14 protein-coding genes are annotated in these 14,534 nt (G+C 60.8%); 4 read left to right on the top strand and 10 right to left on the bottom strand.

The features are described 5' to 3' along the window. Positions 1-90: 90 nt before the first annotated feature. The gene (ribBA, locus tag HX801_RS10625) at positions 91-1,200 is read right to left on the bottom strand and encodes a bifunctional 3,4-dihydroxy-2-butanone-4-phosphate synthase/GTP cyclohydrolase II (RefSeq protein ID WP_087694304.1); all 1,110 of its coding nucleotides are present in this window, start codon (positions 1,198-1,200) and stop codon (positions 91-93) included. Between the two features lie 68 nt (positions 1,201-1,268). Between ribBA and HX801_RS10630 the strand changes: the two genes are divergently transcribed. Next, a complete protein-coding gene (locus HX801_RS10630; RefSeq protein ID WP_087694313.1) occupies positions 1,269-1,562 on the top strand; it encodes a DUF1330 domain-containing protein in 294 nt (97 codons plus the stop codon). A 47-nt stretch (positions 1,563-1,609) separates the two neighbouring features. Here the strand turns inward: HX801_RS10630 and HX801_RS10635 are convergent, their stop codons facing one another. Genes HX801_RS10635 through HX801_RS10665 form a run of 7 tightly spaced genes read right to left on the bottom strand, consistent with a single transcriptional unit; the run spans position 1,610 to position 6,794 of the window. Beyond that, complete coding sequence (locus HX801_RS10635) at positions 1,610-2,173, bottom strand: NUDIX hydrolase (RefSeq protein ID WP_102368699.1); 564 nt, start codon at positions 2,171-2,173, stop codon at positions 1,610-1,612. A gap of 2 nt (positions 2,174-2,175) precedes the next feature. Next, complete coding sequence (locus tag HX801_RS10640) at positions 2,176-2,928, bottom strand: GntR family transcriptional regulator (RefSeq protein ID WP_087694302.1); 753 nt, start codon at positions 2,926-2,928, stop codon at positions 2,176-2,178. Positions 2,929-2,951: 23 nt separating this feature from the next. Then, the gene (locus tag HX801_RS10645) at positions 2,952-3,341 is read right to left on the bottom strand and encodes a carboxymuconolactone decarboxylase family protein (protein ID WP_087694301.1); all 390 of its coding nucleotides are present in this window, start codon (positions 3,339-3,341) and stop codon (positions 2,952-2,954) included. Positions 3,342-3,352: 11 nt separating this feature from the next. Further along, the gene (locus HX801_RS10650) at positions 3,353-3,838 is read right to left on the bottom strand and encodes a flavin reductase family protein (RefSeq protein ID WP_010567340.1); all 486 of its coding nucleotides are present in this window, start codon (positions 3,836-3,838) and stop codon (positions 3,353-3,355) included. A gap of 12 nt (positions 3,839-3,850) precedes the next feature. Beyond that, positions 3,851-5,332 (bottom strand): aldehyde dehydrogenase, encoded by a 1,482-nt coding sequence (locus tag HX801_RS10655; RefSeq protein WP_087694300.1) that lies wholly within the window; start codon positions 5,330-5,332, stop codon positions 3,851-3,853. Next, positions 5,329-6,162 (bottom strand): alpha/beta fold hydrolase, encoded by an 834-nt coding sequence (locus HX801_RS10660; RefSeq protein WP_087694299.1) that lies wholly within the window; start codon positions 6,160-6,162, stop codon positions 5,329-5,331. Before HX801_RS10660 ends, HX801_RS10655 begins: the two co-directional genes overlap by 4 nt. Before the next feature lie 41 nt (positions 6,163-6,203). Further along, the gene (locus HX801_RS10665) at positions 6,204-6,794 is read right to left on the bottom strand and encodes an amino acid synthesis family protein (protein ID WP_087694298.1); all 591 of its coding nucleotides are present in this window, start codon (positions 6,792-6,794) and stop codon (positions 6,204-6,206) included. Positions 6,795-7,072: 278 nt separating this feature from the next. Here HX801_RS10665 and katG point away from each other — a divergent pair, with 278 nt between their 5' ends. Beyond that, positions 7,073-9,343 (top strand): catalase/peroxidase HPI, encoded by a 2,271-nt coding sequence (gene katG, locus HX801_RS10670; protein WP_177022044.1) that lies wholly within the window; start codon positions 7,073-7,075, stop codon positions 9,341-9,343. A gap of 44 nt (positions 9,344-9,387) precedes the next feature. Here the strand turns inward: katG and HX801_RS10675 are convergent, their stop codons facing one another. Both HX801_RS10675 and HX801_RS10680 read right to left on the bottom strand, forming a co-directional pair. Then, entirely contained in the window at positions 9,388-11,148 is a 1,761-nt protein-coding gene (locus tag HX801_RS10675) for an EAL domain-containing protein (RefSeq protein ID WP_003208926.1), read from the bottom strand. A 216-nt stretch (positions 11,149-11,364) separates the two neighbouring features. After that, a complete protein-coding gene (locus HX801_RS10680) occupies positions 11,365-12,204 on the bottom strand; it encodes an EcsC family protein (protein WP_177022045.1) in 840 nt (279 codons plus the stop codon). 163 nt (positions 12,205-12,367) lie between these two features. Here HX801_RS10680 and HX801_RS10685 point away from each other — a divergent pair, with 163 nt between their 5' ends. Further along, on the top strand, positions 12,368-13,492 hold the full coding sequence (locus tag HX801_RS10685; RefSeq protein ID WP_177022046.1) for an alpha/beta hydrolase: 1,125 nt from the start codon (positions 12,368-12,370) through the stop codon (positions 13,490-13,492). 142 nt (positions 13,493-13,634) lie between these two features. Then, the gene (locus tag HX801_RS10690; protein ID WP_003208921.1) at positions 13,635-14,504 is read left to right on the top strand and encodes an oxaloacetate decarboxylase; all 870 of its coding nucleotides are present in this window, start codon (positions 13,635-13,637) and stop codon (positions 14,502-14,504) included. Positions 14,505-14,534 lie beyond the last annotated feature (30 nt).

The following is a 14,534-nucleotide window of genomic DNA, read 5'->3' on the forward strand; positions in this document are numbered from 1 at the left end:
ATGCGCATTTGGCAAAAGTACTCGGTCGATGGAATATCATATTATGGTATTCCAAGCTTTGTGCAAGCACTTTGCCTTACCGGTTATCCGTCATTCGGTGAACGGAATGCTTTCCACCACCTCCAGGTCGTAGCCTGTCAGCCCGGCGTATTTCAGCGGAGGGCCAAGGTGGCGCAGCTTGCAGACGCCAAGGTCCTGCAATATCTGCGCGCCGGTGCCGACTTCCGAATAGATCCGCGACTGCGAACGGCTGAACTGGCGCGGCGTCTGGGTCAACTGCGGGACGCGTTCGAGCAGGGCCTGGGAGGATTCATGATTGGCCAGCACCACCACCACGCCGCTGCCTTCTGCCGCGACGCGTTGCAGGGCGGCCCATAAGGTCCAGTTGGAGGGGCCGCTATACTCGGCGCCCACCAGGTCGCGCAGCGGGTCGATCACGTGCACGCGCACCAGGGCGGGCGTGTCGCGGTGTAACTGCCCCATGACCATCGCCATGTGCACGCCGCCATCAATGCGGTCCTCAAAGGTGATCAGGCGGAACGTGCCGTGCACTGTGGGCAGGTCGCGCTCGCCGATGCGCACTACGGTGCGCTCGGTACTGAGGCGGTAGTGGATCAGATCGGCGATGGTGCCGATCTTGATCCCATGCTTGTGCGCGAACACCTCAAGGTCAGGGCGACGTGCCATGGTGCCGTCATCGTTCATCACTTCGACGATCACCGAGGCTGGTGTGTGCCCGGCCAGGCGCGCCAGGTCGCAACCGGCTTCGGTGTGCCCGGCGCGCGTCAACACGCCGCCATCCTTGGCGCGCAACGGGAAAATATGCCCCGGTTGCACGATGTCGGCCGGCCCCGCATCGGCATTCACGGCCGCGGCCACCGTGCGCGCCCGGTCGGCGGCGGAGATGCCGGTGGTCACGCCGGTGGCGGCTTCGATGGACACGGTAAACGCGGTGCTGAACACGCTGCCATTGCTCGGCACCATCTGCTGCAGGCCGAGGCGCTGGCAGTGTTCGTCGGTGAGGGTCAGGCAAATCAGGCCACGCGCTTCCCGGGCCATGAAGCTGATAGTCTCGGCGGTGCAGCACACCGCGGGCAGCAACAGGTCGCCTTCGTTCTCCCGATCCTCGTCGTCCACCAGGAGCACCATTTTGCCTTGGCGGTAGTCTTCGATGATGTCTGCGATGTTGTTGAAAGACATGGTGGCTGCTCGATTTATTGGTTGTATGTATTATGGTATACCACAAAACCAAGCAAGAGGATGTCACGATGAAGGCTTACTGGATTGCCCATGTAAATGTGTCCGATGCAGAGCAGTACACGCAGTACACCCAGCGCGCGCCTGCGGCCTTCGCGAAGTTTGGCGGGCGCTTCCTGGCCAGGGGCGGGCGCAGCGCCGCGATGGAAGGCGGGCCTGCCAGGCAACGTAATGTGGTGATCGAGTTCGACAGCTACGAGCAGGCGCTGGCCTGTTATGAGTCTGCGGAGTATCAGGAGGCAAAGGCGCGTCGTGAAGGGGCGGGCGAGGCGCAGATCATCATCGTGGAAGGGCTGGTGCCTTAGGGGTATCAGGCATACATCACATTTTTGATCCGTGTCGGGTCTGACGATCAGCGGATGAAGTGAATCTTGCCGCTGTCGTCGTTACCGATGTAGATGCCATACACCCCAGCCTGGCGTTCCTCGATATAACGCTCGAGGATCTGCCGGATCGCCGGGTAGTAGATGCTGTCCCAAGGAATGTCCTCGGGCGCGAAGAACTTGTAGTCGAGGGTCTCCGGCCCGAACTGGCCGGTGATCTGCAGCGCGATGGCGCGGAAGATGATGTACACCTCGCTGATCTTCGGCACGCTGAAAATCGAGTAGGGCGAGAGGATCTCCGCGCGTACGCCGCTTTCTTCCCAGACTTCGCGTAGTGCGGCCTGTTCAGTGGTTTCGCCACCTTCCATGAAGCCGGCCGGCAGCGTCCAGGTGCCAGGACGCGGCGGGATGGCCCGCTGGCAAAGCAGATATTTGCCGTCCCGCTCGATGATGCAGCCGGCGATAATCTTCGGGTTGATGTAGTGGATGTAGCCGCAGCCCCGGCACATCAGGCGCTCATGGGTATCACCCGGTGGCAGCTGGTGACCGAGGTCACTGCTGCCACATGTCGGGCAAAAACTGGGGCTGGGCATGGTCAGTGACCTATGCGCGGTTCTTTGAGGGCGATGGGCAGTGTGATCTCGGGGATCTTGCCGGTCTCTTCCTGCTTGCGCTTGAGGTAATCCAGGGCCACGGCGGCGGCGGCGCGCACGTGGTCGACACAGGCCTGGTGGGCGGCGAGCGGGTCGCCGCTCTTGATCGCCTGGACCATACGCTCCATTTCCTGGTTGCTGGTACCGCGACGGTTTTCCTGGGATACCGAGGTCGCGCGCAAGTAGCTGATACGTGCCTGCAACTGACGCAGTTGGGTGGCCGCCACGTGGTTGCCGGAGCCTTCGAGCAACACGTCGTAGAATCCTTGTACCGAATCAATGACCTGTTGCAGCTCACCGTCCTTGAGGGCCTTGCGGTTTTCCTCGAGGGCTTTTTCCAGTGCCTTGATGTCCTTGGCCTTGGCGCGCAGGGTGAACAACTGCACGATCAAGCCTTCGAGCACGCAACGCAGTTCATAGATGTCGACGGCATCGGCCAGGGTGATGATCGCCACTTGCGGGCCCTTGGCATCGGCGAACTCCACCAGGCCTTCGGACTCCAGGTGGCGCAAGGCTTCGCGCACCGAGGTGCGGCTGACGCCGAGGCGGTCGCAAAGGTCGCGTTCCACCAGGCGGTCACCCGGCAGCAGTTGGAAGTTCATGATGGCGCTGCGCAGTTTTGCCAGCACGATTTCGCGCAGGGTGACCGGGTTGTGATTGACCTTGAAGCTGTCGTCGAGTGGCAGGCGTTTCATGGGGGCTGCTCTGAATGTTGCGGTTAACTGGAGGCCTCGGCGTCGGTTTCGGCGAAGGCTTCACGGGCCAGTCGGAAACTGTCCACGGCGGCGGGAACCCCGCAATAAATGCCGACCTGAAGCAGAATTTCGCGTATTTGTTCACGACTCAGCCCGTTACGCAAGGCGCCGCGCACGTGCAGCTTGAGTTCATGGGGCCGATTGAGGGCCGAAATCATCGCCAAGTTTATCATGCTGCGTTCTTTAAGCGACAAACCCTCACGGCCCCACACATGGCCCCAGCAGTATTCGGTGACCATCTCCTGCAGGGGGCGAGTGAAGTCGTCGGCGTTCTCGATCGAACGTTGCACATAGGCTTCGCCCAGCACTTGCGTACGGATTTTCAGGCCCCGTTGGTACTTGTCGTCGCTCATCAATCAGCTCCTCAGGCCAGGGTGGGCAGCGGGCCCAGCTTGCCCTTGTGGTAGATCATCGGTGTGACCGGTTGCTCGGGCAGGATCAGGTTTTTCACCGCTCCGACGATGATCGCGTGATCGCCACCGTCGTATTCGCGCCACAACTCGCACTCGATGATCGCCGTGGCCTTGGCCAGCAGCGGATTGCCCAGTTCGCTCAAGTGCCACTCGATGCCCTTGGCCTTTTCCTTCCCCTTGCTGGCAAAGGCATAGGCTTCGGCGGTCTGGTCGGCGGACAGCAAATGAATCGCAAAGCGCTTGCTGTCGCGCAGGATCGGATAGGTGTCCGATGCATAGTTGGGGCAGAACAGGACCAGTGCCGGGTCGATCGACAGCGCACTGAATGCGCTGGCGGTGATGCCGACGATGCCGCCATCCGGGTCGAGGGTAGTGACGACCGTCACCCCGGACGGGAATGAACTCATGACGTCTTTGTAAATGCCGGGTTCGATCATGGTCGGGGTCTCTTAACGCATCACAAAAGGATCAGGCATGGGCGCCTGGGAAAGGTTGATCCACACCGTCTTCAGCTCGGTGTAAGCCAGTACTGAATCGATGCCACTTTCACGTCCATAGCCGCTGTTCTTGAAGCCGCCAATGGGCGCCATGGCCGAGACGGCGCGGTAGGTGTTGACCCAGATAATCCCCGAACGCACGTCGCGGGCCAGGCGGTGGGCACGACCGAGGTCGCGGGTCCAGATGCCGGCGGCGAGGCCGAACTGAGAGTCGTTGGCGATGGCCAGGGCTTCGGCTTCGTCCTTGAAACGGATGACCGAGGCCACTGGGCCGAACACTTCTTCCTGCATGATCTTCATCGAGTTGCGGTCGCACTCGAACAGGGTCGGCTCATAGAACCAGCCTTCGCCCAGGTTCTGCGGACGCTTGCCACCGGTACGCAGGCGCGCACCTTCAGCGATGGCATCCGCCACCAGGCCTTCGACCACGGCCAGTTGCTGTGCGGTGGCCATGGGGCCCATTTCACTGGCGTCGTCCTGCGGGTTGCCGATGCGAATGCGTTTGGCGCGCTCTACCAGGCGCTCGACGAATTCGTCGTAGATTTCATCCTGCACCAGCAGGCGCGAGCCAGACACACAGCTTTGCCCCGACGCCGCGTATATCCCGGCAATCGCACCATTGATGGCGCTGTCGAGGTCGGCATCGGCAAAGATGATGTTCGGTGACTTGCCGCCCAGTTCCAGCGACAGCTTGGCGAAGTTCTCGGCGCTGCTGCGTACTACGTGCCGCGCCGTGGCTGCGCCGCCGGTAAAGGCGATCTTGCGCACCAAAGGGTGGCGGGTGAGGGCGGCGCCGGTGCTTGGGCCGTAGCCAGTCACCACATTGACCACGCCCGGCGGAATGCCAGCCTCCAGGGCCAGGCGCGCCAGTTCGAGGATGGTCGCCGAGGCGTGCTCCGACGGTTTGATCACGATGGTATTACCCGCTGCCAGGGCCGGCGCGAGTTTGATCGCGGTCAAGTACAGCGGGCTGTTCCATGGAATGATCGCGGCCACCACGCCCATGGCTTCGTGCACGGTGTAGGCGAAGAGGTCCGGCTTGTCCAGCGGCAGGGTGCCGCCCTCAAGCTTGTCGGCCAGGCCTGCCGTGTAATGGAAGAACTCCGGCAGGTAACTGACCTGACCGCGTGTCTCGCGGATCAGCTTGCCATTGTCGCGGCTTTCGAGCTGTGCCAGTTGTTCCTTGTTTTCGGCAATCAAATCTCCCAGGCGGCGCAGCAGTTTGCCCCGCGCGGTAGCGGTGAGGCCACGCCAGGCCGGGCTGTCGAAGGCGCTTTGCGCGGCCTGCACGGCGCGCTCCACATCCGTCTCGTCGGCGTCGGGCAGTTGCGCCCAGGGTTCGGCCAGGGCCGGGTTGAGGCTGTCGAAAGTCTTGCCGGACAGGGCATCGACCCATTCACCGCCGATGCACATCTGGAAGCGTGCGAGTGTCATGCAACGATCCCCTTTATTGGATTTTTTTGGGTGTACACCGTGTCAAGAAAGCCCAGCAGCAGTTGGTTGACCAGCCGCGGCGATTCCACTGGCATCATATGCCGTTGCTCGGCCAGCACTGCAACCGTCGCACCGGGAATGCGATCGGCCAGTTGCCGGGCCATCTCCGGGGTCGAGCCCGGGTCGAGTTCACCGGTGGCGACCAGGGTCGGCGTGCGCAAACCCTTAAGGTCGTCGGCGCGGTACATGTCCTGGGTCGCGAACAGCTCGTACGTGGTGAGGTAGCCCTGGGGGTCGTTGCCCGCCAGGGTTTCACGCAGCGCAGCGATCTGCGCCGGGTTGGCTGCCTGGTACTCGCGGCTGAACCAGCGTGACAGCGCGGCTTCGGCATTCGCATCCGGGCCATGCTCGGCGGCCTGGGCAGTGCGTGCGATCACCCCGGCACGCTGTTCGGCGCTGCGGTTGAACACACTGTTGAGCACCACCAGGCCTTGCAGGCGTTCGGGGTAATGCAAGGCAAACGCCCGCGCAACCAGGCCGCCCATGGAAAACCCGATCACCGTTGCCTGAGGCAGTTGCAGGTGGTCGAGCAGTTCCAGCAACTGGTCGGCATACCCCAGCAGCGGGGTGCCGGCAGCCGGGCGTGGGCTGGCGCCATGGCCCAGCATGTCATAGGTGATCACGCGATAATTCGTGGCCAGGCCAACGACTTGCCCGCCCCACATTTCTTTATTCAGGCCCACGCCGTGGATCAAAACCACAGGCTGGCCTTGGCCGGTCGCCAGATAACTGGTGCCAGCCGGGGTGCGATCAGCGGTGAGCTGAATCATGGAGCGCTCCTGCATGTTTTTGTTTGGGTGACCGGTCTTGCTTACTGGGCTTTCTCGGCTGCCAGCTCTTCCAGGTCGATGTAACGGTTGCCGATGCGTGGGTGCAGGCGGCCGCCGTCGGCGCACCCAAGGACCACCACGATCTCGTCGGCACGCGGGGAATCTTCTATCTGCATTTCCAAGGTGATGTAGTGCGAGCGCAGCCCTTCGTCATCCTTGTGCATCATCGGGATTTGAATCGATGTGCCCGGGCCACCGCGCTTGTTGGTAAAACTCAGGTAGCTCTTGGCCTTGACCGCTTCGCGGTAGTGGTTGCCAAAGCGCAGGGTATGGATGATTGCCGAGGCGTGTTCGATTTCACCGTCGGCACCGACCACGGCGGCCTTGCCATAGGCTTCGATGTTGTCTGCACCACCGATAATGCCAATCAGGCGCTCCACCATCAGTGCGCCGAGATCCGAGCAGTTGGCACGGATTTCCGGTTTCAGGTCTTCGACAAAACCGCGACCCAGCCACGGGTTTTTCAGGACGACAGCCAGGCCCACCATAGTCACTGGCGTGTCGGAGGCCTTGCCGCCTTCAATAAAGGTTTCTTCTACATAGCTGACGATCTTGCGGATTTCAAAACTCATGGCTGCTCCACCTGGGTGCTGATTGGTTTGTGTATGATGGTATACCATAATACCGCAAGCGCAAGAGCTGCAAGCAAACTGAAGATGGGTTCGCGCGATAAAAGGTCGAGCGGATGGCTTTTTCTGGTCTTGAGATCCCAGTGGCTCTTATGCAGGGCGGGGCCCCAGGACGGCTTTCAATCCCAAGAACAGGTCTATCAGGGGATAACGTTGCAGCTATTAGAGTTTTCTGCGAACGAGGCTAATCTTTGAAAACGTCACTAAAAGGTGTGCCAAGCATGTCAACTGAATCGAAATGCCCTTTCAACCACGCTGCGGGTGGCGGCACCACGAACCGAGACTGGTGGCCCCAGCAACTGAACCTGAAGATCCTGCATCAGCATTCCTCCCTCAGCGACCCCATGGGTCAGGGCTTCGATTACGCCAAGGCGTTCAAGAGCCTTGACTTCGAAGCGGTCAAGCAGGATTTGCGCGATGTCATGACGCAATCCCAGGACTGGTGGCCGGCGGACTTTGGCCATTACGGCCCGCTGTTCATTCGCATGGCCTGGCACAGCGCCGGGACCTACCGTACCGCCGACGGTCGCGGCGGTGCCGGTTCCGGTCAGCAGCGCTTTGCACCGCTCAACAGCTGGCCTGACAACGTCAGCCTGGATAAGGCCCGTCGCCTGATCTGGCCGGTCAAGCAAAAGTACGGCCGGCGGATTTCCTGGGCCGATTTGATCGTACTCACCGGTAACGTCGCGCTGGAGTCGATGGGGTTCAAGACCTTCGGGTTCTCCGGCGGTCGCCCGGATGTCTGGGAGCCGGACGAGGACGTTTACTGGGGCGCCGAGACCACGTGGCTGGGGGGAGAAGAGCGTTACGGCGTGCAAAAGAAAATGCAGCAGCCGGGTGATGGTCCGTTGGTGGCTGAACCGCAGAACCATGGCAACGAAGAAAGCCGCACCGGAGGCGGTGAGCGCAACCTGGAAAATCCCCTCGCCGCTGTGCAGATGGGCTTGATCTACGTGAACCCGGAAGGGCCTGAAGGTGTTCCGGATCCGGTCGCCTCGGCGAAGGATATCCGTGAAACCTTCGGTCGCATGGCGATGAATGACGAAGAGACCGTAGCCCTGATCGCCGGCGGTCACGCCTTCGGCAAGACCCACGGCGCAGGTCCGGCGGATAACGTCGGCCCGGAACCGGAAGCGGCTGGCCTGGAAGAGCAGGGGCTGGGCTGGAAAAACAGCTTCGGCAGCGGCAAGGGCGGTGACACCATCACCAGCGGGCTGGAGGTGACCTGGACTTCGACGCCGACAAGATGGAGCAATGAGTACCTCGAAAACCTCTTCGGCTTTGAATGGGAACTGACCAGGAGCCCGGCGGGCGCCCATCAGTGGACACCGAAGAACGGTGCCGGCGCCGGCAAGGTTCCGGATGCCCATGATGCCGGCAGGCGGCATGCGCCGAGCATGCTGACCTCGGACCTGGCGCTGCGCTTCGATCCGGCGTACGAGCAGATCTCCCGACGTTTCCTGGCCAACCCGGACCAACTGGCAGACGCCTTTGCCCGTGCCTGGTTCAAGCTTACCCACCGCGACATGGGCCCGCTTGCGCGTTATCTCGGCCCGGAAACCCCCGCGGAAGAGTTGCTGTGGCAGGACCCGATTCCTGCGGTCGATCATCCACTGGTGGATGAGCAGGATGTGGCGGCGCTCAAGCAAAAGATTCTCGCCGCCGGGCTGACGGTCTCGCAGCTGGTTTCGACGGCATGGGCAGCGGCGTCCACCTTCCGCGGCTCCGATAAACGCGGGGGAGCCAATGGCGGGCGCCTGCGCCTGGCTCCGCAGAAGGACTGGGCGGTCAACCAGCCTGAGCAACTGTCGGGCGTACTGAAGCGTCTCGAAGCTATTCAGGGCGACTTTAATGCCGCACAGACGGGAGGCAAAAGGATTTCCCTGGCCGATCTGATCGTGCTGGCGGGCAATGTGGGGGTTGAGCGGGCGGCCCAAAATGCCGGCCGCAAGACCACGGTGCCTTTCACGGCAGGGCGCACGGATGCTTCCCAGGAGCAGACGGATGTCGAGTCGTTCGGTTTCCTTGAACCGGTCGCCGATGGCTTTCGCAACTACCAGAAGGGGCACTACAAGGTGTCGGCCGAAGCGTTGCTGATCGACAAGGCGCAACTGCTGACATTGACCGCACCCGAAATGACGGTGCTGTTGGGCGGACTGCGGGTCTTGGGTATCAATGTCGGGGAAAGCAAGCACGGGGTGTTCACCGAGCGCCCGGGAACCCTGACCAATGACTTCTTCAGGAACCTGCTGGACATGGGCGTTGAATGGAAGCCAGTCACCGGCACCCACGATACCTTTGAGGCGCATGACCGCAAGACCGGTGCCGTCAAGTGGACGGGCACCCGGGTCGACCTGGTGTTCGGTTCGCATGCCCAGTTGAGGGCGCTGTCCGAGGTCTATGGCAGTGCCGACGCCGAGGAGAAGTTCGTCGAGGACTTCGTGGCGGCCTGGACCAAGGTGATGAACCTGGATCGCTTTGAACTGGCCTGACACTGGCGCCTGACGTTTACAGGCCCACGCTGTGGGCCTGTTCGCTAGCGGCCCTGGCTTATCCAGGTTTCCAGGTCCGTTGCGGTCATGGGCTTTGCTATCAGGTAGCCCTGCGCTTCGGAACATCCCCACTGTATCAAGAGGTCGAGGATTTCCTGGTTTTCTACGCCTTCGGCAACGACTCGGTAGCCGAGCCCTTTCGCCAGGCCTATCAGGGTTTTAACCAACTGCTTGTCATTTTGATTGCTGCCCAGCCCGCTGATCAATGATTGATCCAGCTTGACGGTAGTGGCCGGCAGTTCCTTCAGGTACGCCCAGTTGCTGTAGCCCGTGCCGAAATCATCAACCGCGACCTCTATGCCAATCTGCCGAACGCGCTGCAGTTGCCGGATGACTTCCTCAGGGTTGGTCATCAACATGCTTTCGGTAAACTCAAGTTCAAAGTCGGCAGGGTCAAGGTCATGCCGGTGAAGCTCATCAATCATCGCGTCCACGAACTCGGAGCTTTCCAGATCGCTGACGGTAATGTTCATCGCTATTCGCAGGCGCACGCCTTGTGCTTTCCAGGCTGCGGCTTGCCGGATGATTGCGTTGAGCACCCATAATCCAACGGACGGTATCAACGCGGTTTTTTCGGCCAGGGGGATGAACTCGGCAGGGCTGATGGGGCCAAGCAACGGATGGGTCCAGCGTAGCAATGCCTCTACCGAATCACAGCTTCCCGAGGGCAGTTTGACTTTGGGCTGATACACCAGGCTGAACTGTTTGTCGCAGCTGACCGCTTCCGGCAACGAACTCAGCAACATGAACGCGCGTTGTTGAGCTGCATCAAACTGGGGTTCATAAAGAGACCAGCCCAGCTTGCGGTCACGCGCCTCATCTGCCGCACTCACCAGCAGGCGTAGCCAGTCTTGCGGGCCGGAATGGTGAATGGGCAGCACGCCAATCCCGACTTGCATGAGGATGGGGATGCCGTGGCATTCAACAGGCTTTTTGAAGTCCTTGAGAATACTTTCGCAGATGTGCTCGGTGGTTTGATTCTCCTCTAGGATGAAGCCAAACCGCGTCGGGCTGATTTTGTAAAGCAGGCACTGCGCGGGTAACAGGTTTTGCAGGCGAGATTTGATCGCCAGAACCAGGTCTCCGGCAAAGCTGTAGCCCAGGGCCTTTACAATATCGTTGAGAAACTTTGGCGAGATAATGTCAACTGCGTACACATGGCACGCGTTTTCAAGCTTAAGCGCTTGACGTATATCTTCCTCAAGCCTGAGTCGATTGAATAGCCCAGTCGGTTGGTCTACGAAGTTGCGGGACCGCATGCCCTGTATGCGCATCATGACCAGCTCGGCAAAGTCGTTGAGCATTGCACTGTCACGCTCGCTCATGGGAGGGCGGGGGACAGTATCAATGATGCAGAGACTTCCCAGGGTAAAGCCATCCTCCGTGATCAATGGCGCGCCCGCGTAATAACGAATATGCGGCGGCCCCGTGACCAGGGGATTGTCTTTAAAGCGGGCATCCAGCGTTGCGTCCGACACCTCCAGCAGGGCGTTGTCCAGGGTAGAGTAGGCGCAAAAAGACACTTCTCGCGGTGTCTGCGTTTCTGTAATTCCCACGCGTGCCCTGAACCATTGCCGGTGTTTATCGACAATTGAAATCAGTGCGATGGGGGCGTTGTAATAGGCAGACGCCATCTCGACGATCTTTTCAAATACATCATCACTATCGCTGTCGGTTGGACAAAATTTCGCGACCTCTTTTAGCCGTTCAATTTCATTCGGCGGAATAGGAGCGCCTTCGCCCATGACAATCCTCAAAGTGGTTATGTTCGTACAACAAGGTATCAGACAGTGCCATCATTATGATGTTGTTTTTCTATTCATCAGATAGCTCAAGGGTATGGCGTCCGGGTGATCTCTTCCTGCGTATCTCCCTAATTCTTGCGCCCTGCGGATGAATGTACGCGCGGGGCAGCGAAGTGGATGCACGGCATTAAAAATTTTTCCGGCATTTCCGCGCTTCTAGTTCACCCGTGGCGCCGCCTTGATGGCCATGTACGCATCCTTGATGGGCTCAAAACCATATTTCTCTTCCAGCCGTTTAACGATGAAGTGCCCCCGCGCCATGTCCTGGTAGAAGTGGGTGAACAGTGCATTGATTGTCGCCCCGGTAAAGGCGCCTATCACGGGAACGGCCTGGGCTGCGAACTTGCTGGAAATGGTAAAGCCAAAACGTGTCGCGACTTTATCGATGAGGATCGCCAGCCATTTCCCGGCTTGGCCCGGGGACAAGCTGCTGATGGCCTTGGAGCCCTGCTTGGCGGCGATCCCCGCCAGCTCCTTGGACAGTTGTTGCATGGCCTGGGTGGTGAAGCTGCGGGTCATGTAGTAACCGGTCTCCGTTGCATCATCGGCCTGGCTGGTGCCACCCATGGCAAACACCTCGATGCAGGCTTGTTTGGTCGAAAAGTCGCCCAGGTCGAAACCCTCGCTGCGCGCCACGTCGGCGACCGCGCGCATCATGATGGTGGTGGAGATCGGCAGCTCGATAAACAGCGCCGCGAAACCGAAGGCCCCGCCGATGGCGCCCGAGGTGGCCGCAAAAGCCTTGTGCAGCCGGGTCGAGGCCGGTTTTCTCGGACTGTTGTCGAGGCTTTTCAGCGCCGCGCCGGCGGATGAATGCAGCGCTGCCGCCACCGCGCCATTGATCCGTTTGGAAACCACCCCCGGCAATGCCTTTACCGCGCTTTCAATCGGGGAGCCGATCATGCCGGACAGCCTGGCCGTCAGGGAGGGTGACTCCAACAAACCGACGGCCCGCTTGAGATCCTGATAGTCCTCGGGATTGTCGCTGATGCTCACAGGCGTCTCCTTGAAATTTTTCCGGCTTTGATAAAACAAAGACCCGCGAAGAGGGCCATCGTGCCGTCACGCTTTACCCATTCTTTACCTGCGCGGGTGCTGCGTTCGCCGGCGGGTCGGTTAGGCTGCCAGTTACCTTGAACTGAACGGCGGTGTGAATCGAATGAACCTTCAACCTCGGTACTGGCTGGCGGTGAGCGCCCTGGTGGGCAGCCTGGGATTGATTGCGGGGTGTGCGGGCGATCCGCCAAACCCGCGGGCCGAATTCAGCGAGCGGGTCAACAAGGAACTGAGCACCGCGTATCAACCGTCCCATTATGAAACGTCCGGCTGGGGCGCGACCTGGCAGCTCGACAAGCAATCGGTGAACGTTGCGTGGCTGGCACCGGTGACCCATGAGCGCCTGCCGCTGATTATCTACTTGCCGGGTTTGGGTGAGCCGGCCTCGGGCGGGGTGGCGTGGCGCAAGGCTTGGGCGCAGGCCGGTTATGCGGTGTTGTCGGTTCAGGAACCCGCCCATGATCAGTCGATCTTTGCCTCGCAGCAGGCGTTATATGGCGACTTTCGCGGGATGGCGAGCAGTCATTACTCCGCCGCCGCCCTGCGTGACAGGCTGTCGATCTTGCAGAAAGTCCTGAGCGAAGTTCGGGCACGGGCCGCCAAAGGCGACGCGCAACTGGCGGCCATCGACTGGAACCAGGTGGTGGTGGCCGGCTTTGATTTTGGCGCGCAGACCGCTGAGGCACTCGCCGGGGCGCTGGAGCCCGGGGCCACCCCGGGCGTCGGGATTCAACCCAAGGCGGTGTTGCTGCTCAGCCCTTATGTGGACGCCGATGCCCGGCCGGACGTGTTCGCCCGGATAACGACGCCCGTGCTGTCGATGACCGGCCAGCAGGATGAAGACCCGTTCAACTGGGTCAGCTCTTACCGTCAGCGAGAGGTGTTGGGCGAGTCGGTGACAGCGGCGGGCAGTGTTCAGCTGGAGTTGAACAGTGCGACGCACAAGACCTTGTCCGGGAGCGAGCTGTTCAGCCGGCCGGCGAAAAAGGCCGACAAGGGCAGTGCTTCGTCTGGCGACGCGCCCAAGGGTCGAGGGCACAAGCACGGCGCCAAACCTGGCGGCGGCCCGATGGCGGGCGAACCGGCGCCGGACCCCAAGCAGGTGGCCGCGATTCAGGCCATGGGTGTGGCGTTCCTGGATAGCCGGGTCAAACACAATCCCGCCGCCACCGAATGGTTGCAACAGGGCGCGTCAACCTGGCTGGGTGAGGCGGGACGGTTGAAGTAATGGCGGCGGGCTTCCCCCCGCCAAGCGTGATGTATAAGTTTCTCAAACGTCATCAACCATCTTTTTCCGGCGTGATACGCTAGCCTTACTTTTGAATTGGCACTGGTCGTTCCCGCGTATACGGCGACAGTGAGGAGTGAACATGTCGAAAATTTCCCACCAGGATCTACGGCGCTCGTTTCGCGAGCTGCTGGCCTCCCAACACTGCTTTCACACCGCCTCGGTGTTCGACCCGATGTCCGCCAGGATCGCTGCAGACCTGGGCTTCGAAGTCGGCATCCTGGGAGGCTCGGTGGCGTCATTACAGGTCCTGGCTGCACCGGACTTCGCGCTGATTACCCTGAGTGAGTTCGTCGAGCAGGCCACCCGCATCGGCCGGGTGGCGCAGCTTCCGGTGATCGCCGACGCCGACCACGGCTACGGAAATGCACTGAACGTGATGCGCACCGTCCAGGAACTGGAGCGTGCTGGCGTCTCGGCGCTGACCATTGAAGATACCCTGCTGCCCGCGCAGTTCGGGCGCAAATCCACCGACCTCATCAGCACGGAAGAGGGCGTGGGCAAGGTCAAGGCGGCCCTGGAGGCCCGGGTCGATCCGCAGCTTTCGATCATCGCCCGGACCAACGCCGCCGTATTGCCGGTGGAAGACGTTATCCATCGCACCAAGGCGTATCAAGAGGCTGGCGCAGACGGCATCTGCATGGTGGGTGTCCGTGACTTCGACCACCTTGAACAGATCGCCGAAGGCCTGACGGTGCCGTTGATGCTGGTGACCTACGCCAACCCGCATCTCAATGACAACGAACGCCTGGCCAAATTGGGTGTGCGGATTGTGGTTGCCGGGCACGGCGCGTACTTCGCCTCGATCAAGGCCACCTACGACAGCCTTCGCGAACAGCGCAATCTCACGCGCAGCACATCAAACCTGACCGCCAGCGAACTGACCCACACCTACACGTTCCCCGACACCTACGTGAGCTGGGCCAAAGAGTTCATGGATGTTCAAGAGTGACATGACCCTGCAGGAGCGAGCTTGATCGCT

Origin of the sequence: Pseudomonas sp. G1002, from assembly GCF_013385455.1 — a bacterium.
Taxonomy (GTDB): domain Bacteria; phylum Pseudomonadota; class Gammaproteobacteria; order Pseudomonadales; family Pseudomonadaceae; genus Aquipseudomonas.

What these genes read in the sequence shown, in the direction of transcription:
- ribBA (WP_087694304.1), bottom strand. Translation starts at nt 1,200, where the DNA reads ATGTCTTTCAACAACATCGCAGACATCATCGAAGACTACCGCCAAGGC.
- HX801_RS10630 (WP_087694313.1), top strand. Translation starts at nt 1,269, where the DNA reads ATGAAGGCTTACTGGATTGCCCATGTAAATGTGTCCGATGCAGAGCAG.
- HX801_RS10635 (WP_102368699.1), bottom strand. Translation starts at nt 2,173, where the DNA reads ATGCCCAGCCCCAGTTTTTGCCCGACATGTGGCAGCAGTGACCTCGGT.
- HX801_RS10640 (WP_087694302.1), bottom strand. Translation starts at nt 2,928, where the DNA reads ATGAAACGCCTGCCACTCGACGACAGCTTCAAGGTCAATCACAACCCG.
- HX801_RS10645 (WP_087694301.1), bottom strand. Translation starts at nt 3,341, where the DNA reads ATGAGCGACGACAAGTACCAACGGGGCCTGAAAATCCGTACGCAAGTG.
- HX801_RS10650 (WP_010567340.1), bottom strand. Translation starts at nt 3,838, where the DNA reads ATGATCGAACCCGGCATTTACAAAGACGTCATGAGTTCATTCCCGTCC.
- HX801_RS10655 (WP_087694300.1), bottom strand. Translation starts at nt 5,332, where the DNA reads ATGACACTCGCACGCTTCCAGATGTGCATCGGCGGTGAATGGGTCGAT.
- HX801_RS10660 (WP_087694299.1), bottom strand. Translation starts at nt 6,162, where the DNA reads ATGATTCAGCTCACCGCTGATCGCACCCCGGCTGGCACCAGTTATCTG.
- HX801_RS10665 (WP_087694298.1), bottom strand. Translation starts at nt 6,794, where the DNA reads ATGAGTTTTGAAATCCGCAAGATCGTCAGCTATGTAGAAGAAACCTTT.
- katG (WP_177022044.1), top strand. Translation starts at nt 7,073, where the DNA reads ATGTCAACTGAATCGAAATGCCCTTTCAACCACGCTGCGGGTGGCGGC.
- HX801_RS10675 (WP_003208926.1), bottom strand. Translation starts at nt 11,148, where the DNA reads ATGGGCGAAGGCGCTCCTATTCCGCCGAATGAAATTGAACGGCTAAAA.
- HX801_RS10685 (WP_177022046.1), top strand. Translation starts at nt 12,368, where the DNA reads ATGAACCTTCAACCTCGGTACTGGCTGGCGGTGAGCGCCCTGGTGGGC.
- HX801_RS10690 (WP_003208921.1), top strand. Translation starts at nt 13,635, where the DNA reads ATGTCGAAAATTTCCCACCAGGATCTACGGCGCTCGTTTCGCGAGCTG.